The organism is Pseudescherichia sp. L3 (genome assembly GCF_024656065.1).
Taxonomy (GTDB): domain Bacteria; phylum Pseudomonadota; class Gammaproteobacteria; order Enterobacterales; family Enterobacteriaceae; genus Pseudescherichia.
In genome coordinates this window covers 325,107-348,135 of record NZ_JANKYC010000002.1, presented here as the reverse complement: position 1 = coordinate 348,135, position 23,029 = coordinate 325,107, and the positions used below count along the sequence as shown (strand labels likewise).

Here is a 23,029-nt window from a genome sequence, read left to right as displayed (position 1 = left end):
TCTCTAATCAGGACAATAGTGTGGTTGAAGATGGAGGGTTAACAATTGCGGGATTTAACATCTGGGTTACGTAAAGTGCTTTCCGTGATACCGGTAACAAGATTGCTGGCATCGAATGCAACGCTATCTGACAGGCTCAGCAGCGTTACAGCCGTTACAGTTTATGTTAGCAATTATCGCACTGCTCTACGCGCTGGTTTTTCCCTACCGTTTTACCTGCTTTATTCTCAATATAGTACTCAATCAACAGGTTATGTTTGCTGCGAGGCGTGACCGTGAGCGCTTTTACCTGCTGGCCGGAGTCGGGAAGAAGAGTCAGCGTTGTTTCGCCTTTATCAAGCACGCGGCCATTTTGTTTGACCTGCCATTTCAGGCGGCAGTCGTCGCAGGCTGACCACGTATCATTAATGGCCCACAGGCGAATTGTTGTCGGGCTACCGACACGCCACGCGGGCGTAACCGGCTCAATCGATGGCAGGATAGGTTGATAGGCTTTTTGCAGTGCGTAGTATCCGGCCTTTGGTTTGCGCAGATAGTCCACGACGCCCCAGTTGATTGAGGGCCATGTCTCCACAAACATAAAATGGAAAAGGGCCGTGACGGGCTGATATCGCTGTCGACGGTAGCTCTCGGCTGCCATCGACACCAGCTGCGCCTGATACTGCTGAGTATTATGAATCATCTCCTGAATGTTATTACCGCGCGGTATGTGTGCGAACTTAAACGTCTGGAACGGTTGAAAATTGTGATACTTCCATAGCGTCCAGCCGGGATCGTCCGCGGCCGTGCTTTTCGGCCACATCAGGTGAGCGGGAATAAAGGTTTTCAGGGTCGAGAGCCTTGGCAGCGCCTGAGCGCCGAACTCGGTGATAATCCCTGTTTTGGCAGGTGCAAGCAGATCGCGCATGGTACCGAAATACCACCCAGCCCAGTAGTGCTCCTCTACGGCAGAAAAACGATGCACAATGCGAGAGGTATCTTCAGCCAGCGCATCGGCGACCTTTTGCGTTAATGCCTGGTTTAACGTTTTGTTCCAGTCAGGGAATCTTTTTTCCATCCACGGTGAGTTCCAGGGCGGCTCGTTATGGCCTCCCCAGACGATAATGGCCGGTGAGTTACCGAACTGTTTGACCATCTCCCGGGTCTGCCGTACCGCATTCTCGGTAAACGCAGGGCTATCATCATAGCCCCACTGTAAGGGGACATCCTGCCAGATCATTAACCCCATCTCATCGGCCACCTCATACAGTGCGCGGCCTGCCACGTGTCCGTGAACGCGAATCGCGTTGGCATTCATTGCCTCGACGAGTTCAAAATCACGGCGATATTTTTTTCGCGTCATCGTGCCGAGCCAGGGAGAACCGATGTAGTTACTGCCCTTGATAAATAACCGCTTATCATTGATAAGCCAGCCTTTGTTATCCGGCTGCTCTTCAAGCTTGCGTAAGCCGGTTCGGGTGACGGCGGTATCCATCACCCCCTGGCCGTCCATGAGAGTGGCGCGCACCTGGTAGAGGTTTGGCTTGCCAACGCCCACCGGCCACCAGAGCTTTGCCTCTTCCATAGGCAGCGTGACGCGCAGGGTATGTACGGTACCGTCCTTGTTATCCAGCGTTACCGGAAACTCTTGCTGAAAGCGTTGGCCGTTAAAATTATTTGGTGCGGCTGTCAGGCGCAGAGTGGCGGGGCCGCTGGTCAGGGCGCGATAGTGGATCTCAGCCTCTAAGGCGGGGTTCTCCAGCCCATGACGCCAATCGGGGCGCAGAACCACTTCATCGATGGTTACCCCGCGACTCAGGTGCAATCGCACCGGTGCCCAGATGCCACCGGAGTTATTATCCTGCCCCTGTTCAGACCAGGCTCCCCCCGGGCGTGAATCGTGCTGGCTAAGTACGCCCTTCATCAGTGTTTTATGCAGAGGCCAGACTTTTTTAGGATCCTCATAGGGGCTATCAACCCGTACGGCAAGCTGATTATGCCGACGCAGCGTGTCGCTCACGTCTACTGAAAAGCGCTGGAAATAGCCTTCATGGTGGGCTAACGGCTGGCCGTTGAGCGTAACGTCGGCAAAATAGTCTACGCCGTCAAAAACCAGGGTGGCCATGGTATCCGGCGTGCGCTCAGGAAGGGTGAAGTCATGCCGATACCAAAGTGCCCCCTGATGGTCGTATCCGGCGCTGTACCAGTTGGCTGGAACGCGAAGCAGACGCCAGTCGGTGACGGGAGCGGCCGCGCCGTTAAAACTGCTGTCGTTAGCGTCATGTACGCGCCACAGCCCGGCGAGAGACCAGGTGACGGGCTGGCTTGCCTGTACCAGCGGCGTGCTGACTATCAACAGCAGAATAAGTTTACGGATCATGCTTTACCTCCTGCGCTCGCTGGCGTAGCCACGCGACACTGCGCCCGACTTCCTCAATAAGCTCGCCTCTCAGGACATTCAGCCCGTCCTGGTCGAGTGACGCAGCCTCGCTCTCAAGCTGCTGCAGCCGCTCTGCAAGCGCGGTAAAACAGAGGGTAACTGCTTCGCCGCGGAGCTTATGCGCGGCGCGACGCAGGGCATCACGATTGTTGTTGTCGATGGCCTGCTCTATGGTGAGCATCGCCTCGTCAAGCCCTTCGCCGAACAGCGCCAGCAGTTCCTGAACCAACTGTGGATCGTCAGCACACTGCTTTAACAGGCTGGCTTCATCCGGCAGCCCCTGTTGCTCACCGGCGGCAACGCGCATAATCTCATTCTGAAGTGCATCCTGATTCACCGGTTTGGCAATATAGCCGTCGAAGCCCATCGCCAGGCAGCGCTCTTTATCGCCCTGCATGGCGTGGGCTGTCATGGCAATGGCGGGCTGATGGCTGCGACCCTGTACCAGCGTCTCTTCGCGAAGCAGGCGGATGGCGGTTTCACCGTCCATTTCCGGCATTTGCAGGTCAATCAGCAGCACGTCCCAGGGCTGTTCGCGCCAGCGTTCCAGCGCTTCACGACCATTGTCCACGACCTCGCACTGGTGGCCGAGCCGCTCCAGCAGGCGTCTGGCGACTTTCTGATTCACCAGGTTATCCTCGGCCAGCAAGATACGTAGCCTAACCTGCGCGGTGATGGGCGGGGCGGCGAGGGAAGATGTCAAAATAGGTAAGGGGGCAGGTTCAAGGACGCTGGCGATAGTCTGATGCAGTTCGCGCTGTGCAATTGGTTTATGCAGGTAATGCGCAATACCAATGCGCTTAAGCATGTTGGCGTCAAAATGGCGGCTCATTGAGCTGAGCATGATGATATGGCTCTGTTCGGTCCGGGGCAGAACCGAAAGCTCAAGCGCCAGCGAAACGCCGTCCATATCCGGCATCTGCGCATCAAGCAGGATCAGCGGCCAGCGTACGCTCTCGCCTTCCGCCGCCAGCCGTAACGCCTCGTCAGCGTTGTTTACGCAGGTCGGTGTTAGCCCCATCAGGCAAAGCATAGTGTCCAGCAGACGCAGGTTGGTGCTGTTGTCATCCACCACCAGCACCTGTTCACCATTAAAGCGCGCCATAGGGGCATCCGTCTCAGAGAGAGTCCGCTGACCCTCCAGTGACAGGGTGAAGGCGAACTCGCTGCCTGCTCCGGGCGCGCTCTGCACCGTCAGCTCTCCGCCCATCAGGCTCACCAGCCGGGCAGAGATGGTCAGCCCCAGGCCCGTGCCGCCGTAACGGCGGGTAGTAGAGCTATCGGCCTGGCTGAAGGCCTCGAAGATGGCCTTTTGCTTCTCCACCGGGATGCCGATACCGCTGTCGCGAATACGAAATCGCCATTTTTCATCGCTGTCGCCAGGCTCTATCGCCAGCAGTATCTCGCCCTGGTGGGTAAACTTTAGGGCATTGCCTAAGAGGTTAGTAAGGATTTGACGCAGCCGGGGACCATCTACCATCAGCACATCCGGTACCGCCGGGGAGATGTCCACCAGCAGTTCAATACCTTTTTCACTGGCGGCGGGCATATGCGGACGGATCAGCGACTGGATAAAGGGTCGAATTTCCACTGCCTCCTGGTCCACCGTCATCTTGCCTGACTCAATGCGTGAGAAGTCGAGAATGTCATTGATAATATGCAGCAGCGACTGAGCCGAACTCATCACCAGCGAGAGGTATTCCTGCTGTTGCGGGTTAAGTTGGGTGTCCATGCAGAGCTGGGTCATGCCTAAGATACCGTTCATCGGAGTGCGAATTTCGTGGCTCATGTTGGCCAGGAAGGCACTTTTCGCCTCGTTGGCCTCCCGGGCGACTTTGGCGGCCTCGATGGCAAGGAGCTCGGCCTCTTTACGGCGGGTGATGTCCTGCAGGGTGCCGATGACTCGTTCCGCCTGCTGCTGCATATTAAGGGTCACTACCTGCCCGGAGATCAGCATCCAGCGCCAGCCCTGCGTCTCGTGATGTACGCGAATTTCGCACTCAAACACCGGCATATGATCTTGCTTAGAGTCGATTATCGCGCGGCGCAGGGTGGAACGATCTTCCTCATGAACCAGGTTAAGCAAAAAACGCAGCGGGTAGTGCAGCTGCACGCGCGACTGGCCCACCATCGCCAGCAGCGTATCGTTCACCTGCAGGCTGTCGTAAGAAACCTGCCAGTCCCAGATGCCAATCTGGATCGACTCCGCGGTCAATAAAAAATCGTCGTGCAGCTGATGGCGCGAGCGCTGCGCCTCGTCAAGCTCGGTGATATCGGTATGCAGACTGATAATGCCACCATCCGCAAGCCGTTGATGCAGGATATAAAGCCGCCGTTTTCCCGATTGCCGCACCTCTCGATGACTCGCCTGACGGCAGTTGCGGATAATGGCCTCGCGCAGCGTCCGGCGGCGAGCGGGATCGATATTGTAGCCCGCATCAATAAATTTCTCCGCCAGGCTTTCGAGGGTTGCGCCGACGGTTAACCAGGGGGCAATCACCGGGTAAAAGTGGGGCACCTTAGCATTCCATGCCCGCAGGCGCTCGGCCTCATCGTAGATCATCACCCCCATGGGCAGCACGTTGAGATCAAAACTGGATGTCGATGGCATGGTTATTCGCCTCCCGCCGTGTAATGCAGCTCTGCCTGGCGACGCAGGTACTCCAGACCGGGCGCAATCGCCATCGCCCAGGCGGTAAGGATCTCCTCATCGCAGAGAGGATCGCTGGTGCGCACGGTTTTGAGCATCGCCTCGCGCCAGAGCGCAAAAAATCGCGGCGGCAGGCGCAGCCCTTCATCGCTCTGCTCCCGCGCCAGACGTTCAAGAAAGTCCGGCACGAAGAGCGCACCGTCAACGGCGAGCATGGCGAAAAAGCTTTTATAGATCATCTGCTGGCCTTCCGTGCCCGGACGCCGGGCGAAGTGCTGCTCCGTCTCAGGGGACATATGGATAAAGGTGTCCCAAAAGGCTTCGAAAAAGCGCTTTTTGTCGTGCCTGGGTATGACCCGGTTCAGGCTTGCCTCGAAGAGATCGCGATAAAATTTCATGGTGCGGCCCTCGCGGCCCGTTCGCCCGGCAGACAGAGACCGGGCGGGTTAAACACATCCGCGGTGCGGTGGGAGAAATAGCCGTCGTCTTCTACCAGGCCGTTTTTAAACAGCGGTCCGGCGTTGTGTTTGTACAGCAGGGCTTCCAGCACCATGGCGTTGGTAGAGAGGGTAAGGGTTGGATTGATGTCACCGGTGGCCTCAACGCGGCCCTCGAACCAGCCCTGCTGCGGATGGTTAAGATGTTGGGTCACTGCCATCAGGGCATCGGTATAGCCGGTTTTCCACAGCGCCCAGAGCATAAAGACCGCTTTGGTAGTGACCTGTGCCAGACGGGGATAGTTATTACCATCATCACCCAGGGTGTTCCAGGCATAGCCATTTCCCCAGACGGTATCTTCAACGTGCCAGGGGGCCTGGGCGAGATAAAAGTCAGCGCGCGCGGTAAGCACCTTGTCACGCTCCCAGCGCGCTTTCTGGCTAAGCCAGACCCCTTCGGCTCGAGCGCGCAGCGTTTTTTGTACCTCGGACGGCACGCCCGGCGGTTGCCAGCCGAACTCCAGCCCGGGCAGCATGGCGGGCAGCGTGGTGAGTAACGAAGGCTGCCATGTGGTTCGTGGATCGCGGGCGTCTACGGCGAGGCTGCGCTGATAAATAATGACGTTCTGAGAGGGAGGGGAAAATGCCTTTCCCGTTGAAAAACCCCACAGGCGAAACGCGCTGGCAGCATACTCGCTTTCACCCAGACGCAGCTCATCGCGGATCAGCGGCTTGCCGTTTTGCAACGAGGAGGACCACAGCTCTCCCTCTTTATCCATGACCGGACAGAAGTTCCAGCGCAGGATAATTTTATCCAGATACTCACGATACTGCGGCGCGCGTTCAGCCGTAAGCCGCAAGGCCAGCATCAGTCGTGCCATATCTTTTGCCGACCAGCCGCTGTTGGCCGGTTTGCCGCTAAAATCGACTGGGGTCGCGGTCCGGCTGGAGTAGAGCCTGCCGGGCGTACGCGTATCGGTGAGCGTCAGACGATTCAGAGTACCAAGCAGGCGTGTTAGCCTTGCGTCAAATTCAGCCTCCTGCACCAACCCCAGCTCTCGGGCAGCGAGCAGGGCGATCAGCGTGTCGCCCATTTGCCACAGCGTCACGCGCGGCTGCTTGTCGCTGCCGTTGACCAGTCCCGTCTGCGGCTGGGTGTTGTTTTCAAAATAGCGCCAGGCGATGCGCGCCCACTCCTGCTCCTGCGGCGTCAGGCTGTCGATGCGCGCGGTAGTATGCCAGCCGCCGTGCGTCAGCCAGCGCCACCCTTTGCCATCCCCGCTGAACAGGGCAAAGGCGATGAGAAGAATGACGACGGCACAGGCCAGCCAGCGCACTAGGGTTTTAAGCATTGCGCAGTCACCGGCGGCAGTTTAATGGGCTCGTCCGTGTTACAGGAGGCGCACTGGCAGGCCTGGCAGGCGGGTTTGGTGCGCATCGTGGTGCCAGTCTGGTCACACCATGTCTTAACGGCTGGCGTACTGTTCAGGAATGGACGATTGCGTAGGGTGTTATTGGGTTCAAACAGATCCACAAGCTTTTTATCCCACAGGGAGGGAGCAAAATTGCGGTTTTTAGGGTTGTCGGTGTTGAACTGTAGCAGTTTGCCCTCTTTCTTAAACAGCATCGCTTCCAGCATGATGCCGTTGTTATTGGCGGTAAACTCCTTGATTGGACCGTCGCCGTTTTCATATAGCCCTTCGTAAAAGCCTTTGCCCTCTTCATTGGCGTTTTCGATGGCGTCCAACAGGCGGTCGGTGTAGGGAGAGTCCCACAAGACCCACATGCCCAGCGCCGCCTTCAGCGATATAGCGGCAGTATTAGGTACGTACTGGCCTTTATCGGTGATGGTGTTCCAGTTAAAGCCGTCGCTGAAGATGGTGTCGTAAACGAAGTAGGGTGACTTATCGAGCTGGTGCTCGGAGCGGGCAGTTAAAATCCCGGTGATGGTGTAGCGGTTTTCCTGGGCCTGATAGACCCGGTCGGCGAAGTTTTTCATCCACGGGTGGGAGTAGTCGCGCGGGCTGTTATCCCGGTCCTCTGGCTTATCGAAGCCAAATTCCAGACCATAGAGCACGTAAGACTCGGTTACCACATAGTTATGCTGGCTGGTCATTCGCGGATCGCGAGAATCGTAAGGCACCATCACGCAGTAGATCTCCGCTAGCTCATAAGGCTGGGGCTTGCTGGACTGACAGGTGCCAAAGCCCCAGAGTGAAAATCCTGCCGCGCCATACTCCTCATAACCCAGCCGTCCCTCTTGCACGTATTTCGGCTGGCCGTTTTCCAGATAGGCACCGTAGAGCATGCCGCAGGGGTTGATGACGTTGCTGAAATTCCACCCCAGCATCACGTTATCGATGCTGTTGCCGTACTCCGGATAGCGCTCCTTGATCACTTTTAACCAGATCAGCATCCGGCCGATATCCAGCGCCGAAAAGCCGATCTCACCCGGCTTGTTCTGGTAGTTCACCTTCTGTCCTGTGATGGTGTTATAGGCCTTGTTGGGTAGCTCGTTGCGGAACAGATCCAGTTTGTTCAGGGTGGCGAGGAGTTTCAGCATCCGGCGGTCAAATTCGGTTTTATCGATAATCCCCAGTTCACGGGCTGCCGTCATTGCAGCCATGTAGGAGGCGCTGTCCCACATGGTGGTAGAGGGGTATTTGTTTACCGCGTTGACCAGCCCGGTGGTGGGCTGGTAGTTGGCGACGAAATATTGCCAGGCGTTTTTGGCAATAGCCATCTCCCTGGGCGTAAGTTCACCACTGCGTGGTTCAAATTCCGAGGCGGGTAGCCCGGTTGCGGCCCGGGCCGCAGAGAGCGAAAGCCAGCACGCCATGAGCCCAGCCAGAAGAGGAAAAAAGAGTAAAAATTTCAGCTTCATGGCTTAGCTCCTGCGGAAGAAATAGGGGAAGTAGTAGGGCCAAGGCAGGCCAGACAAAGCATCTGGCCCTGGGCGATATAGGCCAGGCTTTCAAGGACGATCGCATTGGTATCGGCATCAACGATATCGTTCACGCTGCTATTAAGGTTAAGGCCGCGCTGCCAGCCCTTTCCGGGGATCTGCAGCTTCTGTACCTGCTGGCGCAACGCTTCGCTCCAGCCGTTGCGGAACAGGGCATACCAGGCAAAGGCGGTGCGGGTGGAGGTGATTGCCGTTTGCTCTGGAGTGGCGTCGCGCAGGGCGCTATTTTGCACCGGCTGCCGATCCGGTAGATCGTTAACAAAGTCCGGGGCAGGCTCGGCATAGTCGATGCTGATGGGCGGCTTGCTTACCCGCAGGCCGTGGCGACGCTGTTGGATCTGCATAATGCGCCAGGCGATCTCAGCACTCTGCGCGTCAAAACCCAGCTCAAGACCCGTTAACAGATAAGGAAGGCTGATAAGGGAAGGCTGACGCCCCCATGGTGTGCGTAGCCCTTCGTCAGGCACCATAATGCCGTCGATATCAATCATCTGCTGTCCCTCAGGCGGATTGGTGACCGCCAGGCCTGCAGTACTGTCAATCAGCCGAAGCGTATGGCTGGCATACTGGCGATAGCCAAAGCTATTTCGTGGTTCGTCCGCCGCCAGCGCCCAGTGGTGTAATGGGACCGCTGCCGGGCTGGCGGTACTGCTGGCGATCAGGGCTCCTACCTTCCATTGATTGAAGAGATCGCGCACGGCGGCAGCGTGCTGGGGATAGCGCCACAGCAAGGTTTGCAGGGCGTTAAGCAGGCGGCCCATACCGATGGCAGAAGAGTCCGGTTTACCCAGCATTTGCAGCGTGTCAGCATGATAGTAGGCGGCGGGCAACCCCTGAGGATTCAACGGAAGCTGACCTAGCGTAAACAGTGCGGCCGTGATGCGCTCATCAAATTCGTCGGTAGTAAGAATGTGCAGCTGCTTTGCCGCCGCTAAGGCAAAAAGATAGCTGCCGGTGCTCCACAGGCTAAACCAGGGTTCACCGTCATGCGCGTTGGCCAGCCCATTCGGCTGCGTGTTGTTGACATAGTACTGCCAGGCCACCCGCGCCCAGATTGCTTCGTCGAAGGTCAGCTCGCGGGGGGCGGGTAGGGGAGGGAAGTCTTTGCTTAGGTTCATCCCCGCACTGCTCTCTACGCGGGTGGGCATCTGTTTCTCTACCCAGACGACAATGGCGAACCCTAGCAGAAAGCCGAGCAGGATGGTGAGATAGCTGCGGGCTGACAAAAGCGCGTCGCGTTTTCTCATTGGCTCGTCTCCTCTTCTTCCGCTGGCGTCCAGATGGCGGCAAGGATCAGCGGCAGCATAGCGGCAATATTCACTGCGCCCCAGAAGATGTTGATGACATAGCCGGAAGGATCGTCAACCTGTCCACGCGCCACCTGGATCCCACCCCAGATAAGCCCCGCCAGAGTAAGCACGACGATGGCGATCTGCGGTTTTACGAGATAGAGAAAACGGCCTGTCTGGCGCTCTTTCGGGGTGACATGAAATTTGATCTGCTCCCCACGCAGTACGGTGTCGAGCGCTCGCAGGTTCATGGAGAAGAAGGAGAGGTAAGAGGCCCGGCCATCCCAGGCGGATATGCCCCATGTGCCAAACATAAAGGCCAGCTCAGAGACAATAAAAAAGGGTAAAAAGTGCAGGTAGAAGGGCTCAGACCAGGCTGAGACCGGCGGAATACCGGTGAACAGGTAAATAACGGGTGAGATCAGGAAAATGGTATTCCATACGCAGGCCATATAGGACCAGAACGTGGTGGCGTACATCAGGGTTTGTGGCAGAGAAAGCTTAAAGCGGCGGCGGCTAAAGATATTGTCATGAAACAGGATGTCCAGCGATCCTGCGGCATATTTAAAACGCTGGATCATCCACGTCAGCATATCCTGCGGGGAGAGCATTTTAGACTCAATGCGTGGGTGCATAACCGAGCGCCAGCGCCGTGCGGCATCGCCGTGCAGCAAAATTGAGGTATAGATATCTTCTGATACGTGAAACTTATAGGGTGTCAGCTCTGTATCAAAAGCCACATGCGGACGCATGGCATTTTCCAGCGTTTCGCGGATAGCTGGATCGCGGATATCACGCGTATGCCGGCCTATCTCCTCCTCAATACTCCAGACATAGCTGCGAAGCGCTGCCTGCATCACCGCTTCGCGACGGTGGACCGAGGCAGCACCACAGCAAAATGCGGCATTGGCCCAGTTGCGGCGGCGTAAGATCACGTCGTAGAACATACGCGGATCGTTAAAAAACGGATCACGGCCCACGGTGACGGGGCCGATAAGTTTTTGCGTTAGCCAGCCCAGCCCGTACCCCGCTTTACCTGCTTTACGCGCCATCCAGCGAGAGAGGTTTTCCCCTTCTGGCAAGTCGAAGAACCACTGGGGGGTCTGAACCCAGGCAACGTCCGGGTCGCGGAAGTAGCCCAGCGTATGGCTAAGCAGGGTAGGAAAAACGCGGGTATCGGCATCGCAAATCACCAGAAAATCACCGTCGGTTTGCTCAAGCCCGTTGCGCAGGTTGCCAGCCTTATAACCGATATTGGTCTGACGGGTGATGTAATTGGCACCTTCCTCTTCGCACACGGCTTTCATCTCGGGGCGTCGCCCGTCGTCAAGAACGTGTACCCGATAGTCCAGCGGAACGGGATAATGCATTTTCATTGCATCGCGAATAGAGAGTCTGACAAGCTCCACGTCTTCGGAATAGGTCGCGATGAAGAGATCCACCTTGATAGGCCTCTGCTCCACCTTTTCATCCGGCAGCAAGCAGTCGTTAATCTCAGTGGGCGGCGAGGTTTGCGGCGGGTCTTCCTCTTTCCACAAGTTAATCGTGAACAAAATCGTCCCGATCCAGGCCAGCGTTTCCGCCAGTACCAGAGGGATGGCATACCATAGCGCGTCAGTATTCAGCGATGCCGTCCAGCGCCAATAAATATAATTCGCACCGAGAATGAGCGCCGCTACCGCTAATACCTGCCAGATTGCCATCACCCAGCGCGGTGTGCTGAGTGGTTCTGGTGGCCGCCGATTTTCAAAACGGGAAAAGTAAAAATCCATAGCGAGGGATATCCTGATTCCGCAATAATTCTGAATTAAAGACGTTTTGCCAGCAGGAAGCGGCTCACCAGAAGAAATAACGTCTAACAAAAATGTAAATTAAGTGTAGATTGCAGAGACAAACTTTCCAGCAGGGGAAAGGGCAAAAAAACTATTTTTTAGCAGAGGTCGCCGAGGGGAATACCCTTTCGTCATCGCTTCATAATTGCCAGATGCACGCCTTTGAGCTATTTAAATAATTTACCCGCTGTGTATTAGAATGGATGAACGGTCTGCCTATGAGCCAGGTTTTGCCAGAGATTGCGCGTTATAACGATGAAAAATCAACTACCTGGCAATATTCAGTGGCGGGGAGTCGCGATTTGAGAATCGATTTAATGCGCGGTATTGCGCTGGTCATGATGGTCGTGGCTCACACGGAAGTAATGTCGATATTTAATATATTCACTTGGGAGAGATTTGGATTGACCACTGGCGCTGAGGGTTTTGTTATCCTCTCCGGATTTATGTTAGGCATGCTAAATCGTGCCCGGCTACATAAAGTTGTTTTACTCACCGTTTCCTGGGGGCTCTATCTGCGGGCCTGGAAAATATATCGCGTTAATATCATCATCATCCTCTCTTTTTTAGGGTTGGCATATATCCCTTTTATTAATGTCTTTGAGGTGACCCATTTTACCGATCGTTTTTCGGGGACGAGTTGGTCGCTCTACCCTGTTACGCCGCAAATTAAAGAGACGTGGTTCAACATTGTGCTCTACCTGCAGATAGGGCCTCATCAGACGCAGATTTTGGGCCTCTATATCTTTCTTCTTCTGCTCAGCCCGCTTTTCCTGGGGATGCTGCAGAAGGGCAAAGTGCTGTGGCTGTTAAGCCTCTCTCTACTGGTCTATGGCTGCTGGCAGCGTTGGCCCGTGCGCGTGACGGCAGCCGAGTTTGAGTTCGCCTTCCCGCTGCTGGCCTGGCAATTTATTTTCGTATTAGGCATGAGCTGCGGCTGGTACAAAGAGGAGCTGATCTCATTTGCCCGTACCCCGCCGGGCAAAGTAGCCATTACTGCTATGGTGCTGGTGGCGCTCATCCTGGGTTTTGTCGCACAAAATCACACTAACCCCTTTATGCCTCCCGCTCTGCTGATGCATACCATTTCACCTGCAGACTTCAACGCTTTCTATCACACATGGGCAGCGAAAAACGGGCTGGGGCCAATAAGAGTGTTAAACGATATCTGCCTGATGGTAACGGTCTACCTGCTGCTGACCTGGGGTTGGCAGCCGATCTATCGCCTTGCAGGGTGGTTTCTCATCCCGCTAGGGCAACGCTCTCTCTACACCTTTATTTTGCATGTTTACGTTGTGCTCGTGGTTAGCCAGTTTGTGACCTTCGATCTGTGGCGACAGGACTGGATTATGAACACTTTTGTTCACGCCGCAGCGCTGGGTGCACTGTGGCTGATGGCGAAATATAACGTCGGTGCACGCTGGATACCTAACTAAGGAAGAGCACATGCGGGATAAATATTTGCTGGCCTGCGCGCTGTTGTGCGTGATCTCAGGAGCAGAGGCGGCGCAAAAGGACGATGCAGAATTGTTACGCGACAAGAATGGCGAGCCGGTGCAGGCAGGTGTGTTCACCAGCCGTTGGGGACGTCTTTTTTCAGGTAATGAGGATGTTTTTTCTGGCGCGCTGAGCTTTAGTTCAGGATTGAAAGAGCAGTGGATGACCATCCCGAATAGTTCGGACAGTGCAAAGCAGAAAAGAAAATACAACCAGACGTTAAATCTTAGCCTGCAGTACTCACCCTACAGTTACTGGTTCGCCAACGTGACATCGCGTTTGCCGGTCACCGACACCAGCCGCTACACGGCCGATTTTCGGTACAGTTTTGGCTATGATGACTGGCATGCCAACACGGTCAGCCTGGTTTATAGCAACTACGGCGATAATCGCTTCTGGACATCAGGAGGAGGTCGCCATACCTACTTTGAGCAGGGCGCTGTGACCCTGGCATATAAATTTTCGCTGCCAAAGCCTGTAGAGAAGACGCTACTGATCAATAAAGGTGACTCTATTATTTGCCAGGTGGGCTACAGCTGGGTTCCGCGCTACTACGATTTAGACAGCAACGACATCCGGAAAGATAAAAACGTGATGTTAGGGGGATGCGGCTACACCTTTAAGCAGCACTTCTTTGTACGCGCGACGGCGTTCTGGTTCCCGGACAGAAGCCAGCAGCAGCCCTGGAACGGGGATTACAGCTACAGCTTTGGCTACGCAGGCTATACGCCAGGCTCATTCTCTATCCAGTATGCGAATTTCTCCGGCACCCGCTATCCCGGCCATCAGAGCGGTAATGGGAAGTTTCGTGAAGGCACCGTTAGCCTTATCTGGTTCTTACCGTTATAGGGGGCGACATGTCAGCACTACCCGTACTGATTGTTGAAGACTCACCTGTCTACCGCCGACTGCTTTCCCGCATGCTAGCTCAGTGGGGATATCGCGTGAGCGAGGCGGAAAACGGTGTTGCTGCCCTTGAGATGCTGGCCAGCCAGACATTCAGCATGGTGATCAGCGACTGGGAGATGCCAGAGATGGACGGCCTGACGCTATGTCGTGAGATACGTTGTCGCCAGTTCGGTCACTACATCTATCTTATTCTCCTCACTGCCCGTGAAGATCCGGGCGATCTGACGCTGGGGTTTGATGCCGGTGTGGATGATTTTCTCAGTAAGCCCGTTGAGCAGACGGAGCTGCGAGCACGGCTGCATGCGGGTGCCCGCATTCTCTCCCTGGAGGCCACGCTTGCTGCGCGCAATGCCCGTCTGAGCGAGGCGCTGCGGCAAATTGAGCAGGATCTGGAGGTTGCCGCACGCATTCAGCAATCGGTACTCCCTTCTCACCAGCTTCACTATCGGGACTACCTTTCCGACTGGCTTTTTTTACCCTCGGCGTGGGTATCCGGGGATATTTTTAACGTTTTTCCGCTGGATAACCATCTGGGGTTTTACTGCGTCGATGTATCAGGTCACGGCGTCGGGGCGGCGATGATGTCGCTTGCCGTCGCCCGGCAGTTTTTACACGGTCGGGCCGTCGAGCGCTTTCTCTATTCCGAAGAGGGTGGCGTAGCGTCCCCAGCAGAGGTTGTACGCATCCTCAATAGCCGTTTTTGTAGTGACGAAGTAGAGATCGTCAGCTATTTCACGATGATCTATGGTGTCATCGATCTGGATACGGGGCAGGGGAAACTGTGCCAGGCAGGCCATCCGACACCCTTTATCGTAAGTCCTGCTGGTGAGGTTAACGCAGTGGGCAACGGAGGCGCGCCGGTGGGGTTAATGCCCGATCTCTCGTGGACCGACGTCCCCTTTGTGTTGAAGTCAGGCGAGCGGCTATGCCTGTTTAGCGACGGCATTACGGAGTGTGAAAACCCTGGCGGAGAGCAGTTTGGGCAGCTGCGGCTGCAACGCTGGCTACGGGACAGTAACGGTCTGGCATTAGAGGCGCTTTTACCGCAGTTTGGCCACTATCTGACCCACTGGCACAGCGGTGAAAACGCAGAGCAGCACGCTATGGCTGACGATGTCTCACTCTTAATCATTGAGCGCAAAGGAGATACAGAATGAATATGAATACAGAAAGAGAGCCAAACGTGAATATTCTTACGCCCTCGGTGCGCAGGCTGGACGCTTCGGTAGCCGCAGCGTTCAAGGAAGCGGTTGTCCGTGAGATAGGCGAGGATCGAAAAGCGCTGATCGTTGATTTTAGTCAGATTGAATTTATCGACAGTAGTGGACTGGGGATGCTGGTTTCTCTACTGAAGATGATGAACGGCAGAGGCGAAATGACACTGTGCGCTCTCAATCCCGGCATCCGCAATATGTTCACGCTAACCCGTATGGATCGTATTTTCCGCATCTGCCCGGACCGCGCTTCAGCGCTGGCTCAGCTGAATGGGTGACGCGCCCATGCCTAACGCTATCACGCTCCCTGCTGCCCTGGCTTCGCTTTCGCCGTTGGCTACCTGGCTTGCAGAAAAGATGGCCCCGCTGCACGTTAGCGATGAGTGGCGCTTTGCGCTCGATCTTGCCGCATGTGAGGCGGCAACCAATATTATCCGCCATGCGCTTAACGAGGATGAACACCGACTGTTTAGCGTAGAATTTACCGCTGTTCGCCAGGAAGTCACGGTGCGATTTACCGATGCCGGCGATGAATTCCCCCTTCAGCGCCTGGCGGAAGCGCGTAATCAACCCCTCTCTGACGTTTCGCCGCTCTCAGAAAGCGGAAGGGGATTAAAACTCATTTTGCTTTGCGTTGATGAGTTGCAGATAGAGCGCCATTCAGGAGAGAATGTCACCACGTTCAAAAAGTTTCTTTCATCTTAGCAAAGGAAGATATCGATCCGGCGCTATTGAGGCAGTGGTTAATGGTAGTAAAAGATCTATTTAACCTGATTATAAAAATCGCATTATTCATTTTAATTATGTTTCTTGTGGCTAAATGGGTGCCCTACGATGGAATAGTGAGTGCTATTACTGAACGGTTTGATTTTGAAGGCGCACAGCGATTTACCGCTGCTATCGAGGGAGAGCCAAATCCCGAGGCATGGGAGGCAGTGTCCGATTACTTCAGCCTTTTAATCAATACGCTAATCAGCATCCCGTTACTGAGTGCACTAATAACGACATACCATATTGCCGTTAAACGCAGCACGACTGGCCATCATGCGAAAGAGTGGATGACGTCTACAGTCCGGCGATTTCTGAAGGTGTTCTTGTATACCTGGCTGTTCTGGATCGTTTTTCGGGTTATGCCTTATGAGTCGCTGGGTAACGGTTCGCAAAGCACGGCTCTTTACCTCGCAATCGTTATTATCAACATCGCTATTACTACTGCTGCGTATATGTTGATTGTAAGACTCATGAGAAAATAGATTTAGTTAAGTTCTTCTTTTTTCTCTGAGTTTTTTAATGATAATCTTAGTGCACCAAAAAATAATTAAAGCATACAGTGTTATTGCCACGAGCAGGGTGGTGAACGTTAATGGGTCGGTGCCCGCCTCATAGATATCCGACTGATATTTACCAAAAATTTGGTGAGAAAAATCAATAAATTTATTGGTTATTGAATAGAGCGGCATACCATAACGGGAGAGCCAGAGTGCACTAATAAAGCACAGAGTGAATAGACCGATATTCTTAACGTGCTTTACAGTTAGCAAAGTTACTATCCCCTTGAACATCTATATAACCATAGGCCATTAAACCATTTCGAGAACCGGGAACTCGTATCCTTGTTCTGCGGATTAATATTTGCCTTACTAAGTAAAAATCAGAGCGTCTGACAAAGGTAATACAGCCTTGACTTTCACCCGAACCATCAGGCCTAAGAGGATGTAATCGAAATCCTCCACGGGATACACCGTTAATAAACGTAGTATCGCTCATCGTCTGGGCATTGAACAAAGCAAACCAATCGAAGTGATTAGATTGGTTCCACGAGTCTATTACATACCTTCTGAACCTATTATAAGTGCTTCCTTCCGGACGATCAACAATCCAATAGCGACCTACTGGAATTGCACTGTATCGCCGATCGGTACAGTTCGGGTTATTAGTGTACGGTTGTTCACCAGAAAAAACAGGGAAAATGCCGACGCCATAAACGTGCAATTTAGCTTCCCCGCCGCCTTTTGTTACATCGGAGTAACTCATTCTCATAATTTGCATATGTTTTCCATCACTAAAATTTTGATGCACTTGATAGTGGTTAATTTATTCCTTTTTGTAATGAAGCCAAGCGCTGAAATGAAACAAAATTTTATGGGTGAATTAGTTTTGAAAAACTGCTTTATATAGGTTGGGCTAGTCACTCATGACTATCATTGTATGCTTTGCTCACAAAAAATTATTTATTTAGATACTTTTTAAGGCATATTGAATCAAAGGATTACATTTTTTATAAAGGGTATGGCACATTTGATTGATTCATATATTACATGAACTCTTAATATGTACAAACATCGTCACCTTCCCCTTAGCCCATACTGCTCAAACTCAATGACCTCCCGCACCTTTACCAGCGCGCTGCGCAGGTTATCAATAGACACCGAGCCTAGCGCGATGCGAATTGCCTGCGGCACGCTCGCTGAAACCGAGAAGGGTTCGGCGGTGGATACGGAAATATGACTCTCCAGCAACGCTTTTACCACCCGGTCGGCTCTGGCCCCTTCCGCCAGCGGCAGCCAAATAAAATAGGCGTCGGGATGCGAAATAGAGGGGAGGGGGCCCAGACTCTCTCTTGCTATGGACTGGCGCAGCCGGGCATCGCGCCGCTTAAGCGTCTCGAACCGTAAAACCGTCCCGTCCTCTATCCAGCTACAGACCAGGGCTGTCATCAGCGAAGGCGTATTCCAGGCCGTGGCCCTGATTGCTCGCTCCAGCGCAGGTCGATAGTGAGCAGGGCAGATGGCAACGCCTACCCGCAGTCCGGTGGCGACATTTTTGGAAAAGCCGGTGATATAGATGGTTCTTTCTGGCGCAAAGAATGCGAGGGGCGGGGGCGGACGTCGAATCAAATACGCGTAGGCGGCATCTTCAATAATAAGCAAGTCATGCTGCCGGGCGATATCGGCAATCGCTTTTCGTTGCTGACGATCCAGCACCCAGCCCAGAGGGTTATGCAGCGTCGGCATAGTGTAAATAGCCCGCACCTGCCGCCGGGTACACAACTGGCGCAGCGCCTCTAAATTCGGCCCCTCGACAGTACAGGGAATGGCAACCAGTTCAAGATGGCAGAGCGCCGCTAAGGCTTTGAAACCGGAATAGGTTAGCGCATCCACGGCGACGACATCGCCAGGTTTGAGCAGGGCCATCGCGGTGATGGTCAGCCCGTGCTGGGCACCGTTAACGATAAGCAGGTTCTCTGCTTCAGGGCGAAAACCGCTCTGGGTCAAATGGCGGGCAATAATTTCCCGTTCAGCGAGCCGCCCCGCATGGGGCTGATAGCGAAGATGGGATTCGATATCTCCGCCTGCCGCCATCTGCCTGAGCGCGTCGCGCAGCAATTCACCCTGACCCGGCAGGGAGGGGTAGTTGAAGTTCAGATCCAGTATATCCGTTGCCACGACGAGCTGATCCACGCCGTGTCCGGGCGGCAGAGAGATATCCCTGACAAAGGTCCCGCGTCCAGTTTCACCGCTGACCAGCCCCATCGCTTCCAGCTCGTTATAGACCCGAGTCGCCGTTGCCAGCGAGATATGCTCAGCGGATGCAAGCTGCCGGTGCGTCGGTAGACGGCTTCCGGCGGTGCGTTTTCCGCAACGTATAGCCTCAGCAAAATTATCTACGATAGATTTATAGCGCGCCTTCATGAGATGTATCTATGACAATTTTTTGATTGTACTGTGTCAGGCAAATTACCATCCCGTCATTCATGACTCAAGCTGATCGAAGGTGGCGTTAAGATGGTTAATGCAGATGTGCATAAGGCGGAACCGGGAGCGCTCTCCGGATGGCTCAACGGTTTGCTTGGAGTAGTTATCTTCAGCGGTTCGCTGCCCGCGACTCGCATTGCCGTCCTCGATATGGATCCCTTTTTTCTGACGTTCCTGCGCGCTTCGATTGCCGGTCTTTTAGCTGCCGCACTGATCGCTGGCTTTCGTGAAGAGCGCCCGCATCGGTCGCAGCTCGTGCCGCTGGTTATCGTTGCGCTGGGCGTGGTGGTTGGCTTTCCGCTGCTGACGGCGCTGGCGTTGCAGCACGTGACCTCCGCGCACTCCATTGTCTTTCTGGGCCTGCTGCCGCTTACTACGGCGATTTTCGGCGTGCTGCGCGGCGGCGAGCGGCCGCGTCCTGCCTTCTGGATCTTCTCCGTGCTGGGCAGTCTGCTGGTGGTCGGCTTTGCCCTGTCGCAACATGCCTCTGCTTCGCTGACGGGAGATCTCCTGATGTTCGCGGCCATTATTGTCTGCGGACTGGGCTATGCCGAAGGGGCAAAGCTGACCCGGGAGCTGGGAGGCTGGCAGGTCATCAGCTGGGCGCTGATCGTTGCGCTGCCCTTCATGCTGATCGCCTCGTTTACCACGCGGCCAGAATCGTTTAGTGCCTTCTCTACCTCAGCCTGGACTGCGCTGGGCTACGTATCGCTGTTCAGCATGCTTATTGGGTTTATCTTCTGGTACAAAGGGTTGGCCCTTGGCGGCATCGCGACTGTAGGACAGCTGCAACTATTGCAGCCGTTCTTTGGGCTTGGATTATCCGCCGCGCTGTTGCACGAAACCGTCGATCCGCTGATGCTGGTTAGCACGCTGGGTGTTATTCTTTGCGTGGCCGGATCGCGAAAGTTTTCCGGGTAATCAGGGTGTTAACATACTGAGGTTTCTCGATGATAACGATAACGACTGCCAGGCTTCTTTGCACGCAGATTACGGAGAGCGACTGGGACTTTTTCCACGCGCTACAGACAGACCCGCAGGTGATGTATTACGTGGCGGATATGCCGCAGCAAGAAGAGATTCGCGCCGCGTTTACCTCAAGGCTGCCGCTCTGGTCACCCCAAAGTCCCCATTGGCTGTGCCTCGTGGTTTCTGACAGGGCCAGTGGAAAAAGGCTCGGCGTTACGGGCTATATCCATCGCGATAGCGGCTGCGCCGAAGTGGGCTTTTTATTCGCGCCCGACGCCCAGGGGCAGGGCTACGGCACAGAATCTCTGCGGGCCGTCTGCGATTACGCTTTCCGCGAGGGTGGGATTAAACGACTTATTGCCACCGTCACCGCAGGTAATCTCGCTTCCCGCAGCCTGCTGGAAAAAGTCGGTTTCACCCTCGAGCAGGAGCTACACGAAAGCTATCGGCTGAGGGGTAAGTTGCATAACGACTGGCTGTTTGGCCTGATGCGTAACGCCTGAGACCGTTACGCATCAGGCCTTTTACCCCTGCTCTGACCCTTTCCCCGCACAAAACGACAAATTTGCAACGACACCAACCCTATATTTTTTTTGTGATCGTTGTAACATTGTTTCGAAATTGTTGTAAAACGACGTTTCAATTGTACATTTGTCTATGTCAGGGGAATCATGCTTAACAAAATAACAAGTATTGTCATCGCGCTCATTGGGCTCGCGATGCTCTATATGGGGGCGAAGCTGCTGCTGGTCGGCGGCTCGCCATTCTACGCCGTGATGGCCGTGGGGCTGATTGCCACCGCCGTAACGCTCTACCTGAACAAACGCATTGCGCTTAGCCTCTACGCGGTGCTGATGTGGATTGTTCTGGCCTGGATCATCTACGAGGTCGGCTTTGATAAGTGGCAGTGGATCCCGCGTGGCGATCTGATTGGCGTCATTGGCCTCTGGCTGGCGATGCCGTGGGTAGTGCGTCCGCTATTCCGCGCCAATGGTGCCGGGGAGCGTCGCTTCCATCCTTTCCTCGGCGGTACCGTCGCGGTGATGATCGCCCTGGTGATCGGCCTCTGCTTCTACGATCCATACCCGCAGGAGGGCACCATTACGACTGCACGTAACGCCTCCAGCGCTGACGTTGCGGAAAACAACTGGACCGCCTACGGTGGCACCACCAACGGCCTGCGTTTCTCTAAGCTTAACCAGATCAATAAAGACAATGCCAGCGATCTGGAAGTAGCCTGGACCTACCACACCGGCGACCTGCGCGACGGCAACAAAGACGCGACGGAATACACCTTCGAGGCAACGCCGCTGAAGGTCAACAACGCGCTCTACTTCTGTACGCCGCACAACGAAGTACACGCTCTCGACCCGCAGACCGGGGCGCTGAAGTGGAAATACGTTCCTGAGAAGGATCGATCTTACCTCCAGCAGCACCAGACCTGTCGTGGCGTAAGCTACTACGACGGCAGCGCAGCCGCGCAGAGCAGCAGCCCGGCCCAGCCGGCAGCCACTAACGCTGCACCGGCGGCCTGTACTCGCCGTATCTTCAATGCCACTACCGATGCAAAACTGATCGCGCTGGATGCCGATACCGGTAAACTGTGCGCCGATTTTGGTACTAACGGCATTGTCGATCTGCATGACAACATGGGCACCGTTCGTCCGCACGCGCTGATGCAGACCGCTGCCCCGCTGGTCGCAGGTAAGCTGGTGATCCTCGGCGGCTCCGTGATGGATAACGGCTATAACAGCGGTAACCCGTCTGGCGTGATCCGCGCTTTTGACGCCGAAACCGGTCGTCTGGTCTGGAACTTTGATCCGGCTAACCCTGAGAATACCCAGCCGATTGCCGCCGGGCAGACCTTCCCGCAGGATACCCCTGTGGCCTGGGCTACCCTCAGCGCCGATCTGAAAAATGGCCTGGTCTACGTGCCGTTTGGCAACGCCTCGCCGGATGAAATCGGTACTCAGCGCGACCCGCAGAGCAACACCGAGAAGTTCCGCGACACGCTGGTGGCGCTGGATCTCAACACCGGCGCGTTCAAATGGCGTTTCCAGTCCTCGAAGCATGACCTGTGGGACCGCGATAACCCGTCCCAGCCGTCCCTGCTGGATATCGACTACCAGGGCAAAAAACAGCCGGTCGTTATCCTGCCGACCAAAACCGGCAACCTGTTTGTGCTTAACCGTCTGACCGGGGAGCCTGTCTACCCGATCAACCAGCAGAAAGTGTCGACCGAAGGCGGCATCACCGGGGAGAACTTCTCGCCGACCCAGCCGGTCTCCGCGCTGAACTTTATTCCCGATCCGCTGAGCGAAAAAGCGATGTGGGGGATCACGCCGTTCGATCAGATGGCCTGCCGTATCGATTTCAAATCGCTGCGCTACGACGGTAACCCGTGGACGCCAGCCACCGAAGGCGGCTCTATTGTCTTCCCGGGTAACATCGGCGTGTTTAACTGGGGTTCAGTGGCTATCGACCCGGAGCGTCAGATCCTGATCGCTTCGCCGGTACGTCTGGCCTACAAATACAACCTGATCAAACGTACCCCACAGACAGAAGAAGAGCGTCTGTTTACTAAGGAGAACTCGCCGTACTGGAATGAGAACTTCCAGGGCACCTACGCGATCCACATCCAGCAGCTCTCCTCCGATCTGGGCATTCCGTGTATCGCTCCGCCGTGGGGCCGGATGGTGGGTGTCGATCTGACCACCGGTAAAACGGAGTGGATGCGTCGGGTCGGCACGACCAAGAACCTCAACACCTCCTTTCTGCCAGGGCGCTTCCCAATCGGCTTCCCGATGGGGATGGTTGCTCACGGCGGTCCGCTGGTGACGGCGGGTGACGTGGTGTTCCATGGCGCAACGGCAGATAACTTCTTCCGTGCCTATGACATCAACACCGGTAAGCTTCTGTGGCAAACCGAGCTGCCAGCAGGCGGCCAGGCGACCCCGGCAACCTACCTGGGCAGCGATAACAAGCAGTACGTCGTTATTGCCGCGGGCGGTCACGGCTCGCTGGGCACCAAAGGCGGCGACGCCGTTGTTGCGTATCGTCTGAAGTAATCTTTACCCTCTCTGCTACGGGTCA

18 protein-coding genes are annotated in these 23,029 nt (G+C 55.1%); 9 read left to right on the top strand and 9 right to left on the bottom strand.

What is annotated here, in order from left to right:
* Positions 1–166: 166 nt before the first annotated feature.
* Genes NR795_RS13175 through NR795_RS13145 form a run of 7 tightly spaced genes read right to left on the bottom strand, consistent with a single transcriptional unit; the run spans position 167 to position 11,532 of the window.
* On the bottom strand, positions 167–2,359 hold the full coding sequence (locus NR795_RS13175) for a glycoside hydrolase family 2 protein (protein ID WP_257758475.1): 2,193 nt from the start codon (positions 2,357–2,359) through the stop codon (positions 167–169).
* Complete coding sequence (locus NR795_RS13170) at positions 2,349–5,030, bottom strand: response regulator (protein ID WP_257758474.1); 2,682 nt, start codon at positions 5,028–5,030, stop codon at positions 2,349–2,351. The genes NR795_RS13175 and NR795_RS13170 overlap by 11 nt, the downstream gene beginning before the upstream one ends.
* A 2-nt stretch (positions 5,031–5,032) precedes the next feature.
* Complete coding sequence (locus tag NR795_RS13165) at positions 5,033–5,467, bottom strand: globin (RefSeq protein WP_257758473.1); 435 nt, start codon at positions 5,465–5,467, stop codon at positions 5,033–5,035.
* On the bottom strand, positions 5,464–6,858 hold the full coding sequence (locus NR795_RS13160) for a DUF3131 domain-containing protein (protein ID WP_257758472.1): 1,395 nt from the start codon (positions 6,856–6,858) through the stop codon (positions 5,464–5,466). Before NR795_RS13160 ends, NR795_RS13165 begins: the two co-directional genes overlap by 4 nt.
* Complete coding sequence (locus NR795_RS13155) at positions 6,843–8,390, bottom strand: DUF3131 domain-containing protein (RefSeq protein ID WP_257758471.1); 1,548 nt, start codon at positions 8,388–8,390, stop codon at positions 6,843–6,845. The genes NR795_RS13160 and NR795_RS13155 overlap by 16 nt, the downstream gene beginning before the upstream one ends.
* Entirely contained in the window at positions 8,387–9,718 is a 1,332-nt protein-coding gene (locus tag NR795_RS13150) for a DUF3131 domain-containing protein (RefSeq protein ID WP_257758470.1), read from the bottom strand. The genes NR795_RS13155 and NR795_RS13150 overlap by 4 nt, the downstream gene beginning before the upstream one ends.
* Entirely contained in the window at positions 9,715–11,532 is a 1,818-nt protein-coding gene (locus NR795_RS13145) for a cellulose synthase catalytic subunit (protein ID WP_257758469.1), read from the bottom strand. The genes NR795_RS13150 and NR795_RS13145 overlap by 4 nt, the downstream gene beginning before the upstream one ends.
* Positions 11,533–11,810: 278 nt before the next feature.
* On the opposite strand from NR795_RS13145, the gene opgC reads away from it, so the two are divergent.
* Genes opgC through NR795_RS13115 form a run of 6 tightly spaced genes read left to right on the top strand, consistent with a single transcriptional unit; the run spans position 11,811 to position 16,465 of the window.
* Positions 11,811–13,028 carry an OpgC domain-containing protein gene (opgC, locus tag NR795_RS13140; protein WP_257758468.1) on the top strand — a complete coding sequence of 406 codons (1,218 nt, stop codon included), beginning with the start codon at positions 11,811–11,813 and terminating at the stop codon, positions 13,026–13,028.
* A 10-nt stretch (positions 13,029–13,038) separates the two neighbouring features.
* A complete protein-coding gene (locus tag NR795_RS13135; RefSeq protein ID WP_144818965.1) occupies positions 13,039–13,938 on the top strand; it encodes a hypothetical protein in 900 nt (299 codons plus the stop codon).
* 8 nt (positions 13,939–13,946) lie between these two features.
* Positions 13,947–15,155 carry a PP2C family protein-serine/threonine phosphatase gene (locus NR795_RS13130; protein ID WP_144818967.1) on the top strand — a complete coding sequence of 403 codons (1,209 nt, stop codon included), beginning with the start codon at positions 13,947–13,949 and terminating at the stop codon, positions 15,153–15,155.
* Positions 15,152–15,490, top strand: coding sequence for an STAS domain-containing protein (locus NR795_RS13125; RefSeq protein ID WP_144818969.1), 339 nt, complete (start codon positions 15,152–15,154; stop codon positions 15,488–15,490). Before NR795_RS13130 ends, NR795_RS13125 begins: the two co-directional genes overlap by 4 nt.
* Positions 15,491–15,497: 7 nt before the next feature.
* A complete protein-coding gene (locus tag NR795_RS13120; RefSeq protein ID WP_257758467.1) occupies positions 15,498–15,917 on the top strand; it encodes an ATP-binding protein in 420 nt (139 codons plus the stop codon).
* Positions 15,918–15,958: 41 nt separating this feature from the next.
* A complete protein-coding gene (locus tag NR795_RS13115; protein ID WP_257758466.1) occupies positions 15,959–16,465 on the top strand; it encodes a hypothetical protein in 507 nt (168 codons plus the stop codon).
* 265 nt (positions 16,466–16,730) lie between these two features.
* Here NR795_RS13115 and NR795_RS13110 read toward each other — a convergent pair whose 3' ends face one another.
* A complete protein-coding gene (locus NR795_RS13110; RefSeq protein WP_257758465.1) occupies positions 16,731–17,261 on the bottom strand; it encodes a DUF2778 domain-containing protein in 531 nt (176 codons plus the stop codon).
* Positions 17,262–17,557: 296 nt separating this feature from the next.
* Positions 17,558–18,904, bottom strand: a complete 1,347-nt coding sequence (locus NR795_RS13105; protein ID WP_257758464.1) for a PLP-dependent aminotransferase family protein — start codon at positions 18,902–18,904, stop codon at positions 17,558–17,560.
* 108 nt (positions 18,905–19,012) lie between these two features.
* Between NR795_RS13105 and NR795_RS13100 the strand changes: the two genes are divergently transcribed.
* The 3 genes from NR795_RS13100 (at position 19,013) to NR795_RS13090 (ending at position 23,004) form a co-directional block, all read left to right on the top strand.
* On the top strand, positions 19,013–19,888 hold the full coding sequence (locus NR795_RS13100) for a DMT family transporter (RefSeq protein WP_257758650.1): 876 nt from the start codon (positions 19,013–19,015) through the stop codon (positions 19,886–19,888).
* Positions 19,889–19,917: 29 nt separating this feature from the next.
* The gene (locus NR795_RS13095) at positions 19,918–20,439 is read left to right on the top strand and encodes a GNAT family N-acetyltransferase (RefSeq protein WP_257758463.1); all 522 of its coding nucleotides are present in this window, start codon (positions 19,918–19,920) and stop codon (positions 20,437–20,439) included.
* Positions 20,440–20,607: 168 nt separating this feature from the next.
* Entirely contained in the window at positions 20,608–23,004 is a 2,397-nt protein-coding gene (locus NR795_RS13090) for a membrane-bound PQQ-dependent dehydrogenase, glucose/quinate/shikimate family (RefSeq protein ID WP_257758462.1), read from the top strand.
* Positions 23,005–23,029: the final 25 nt, after the last annotated feature.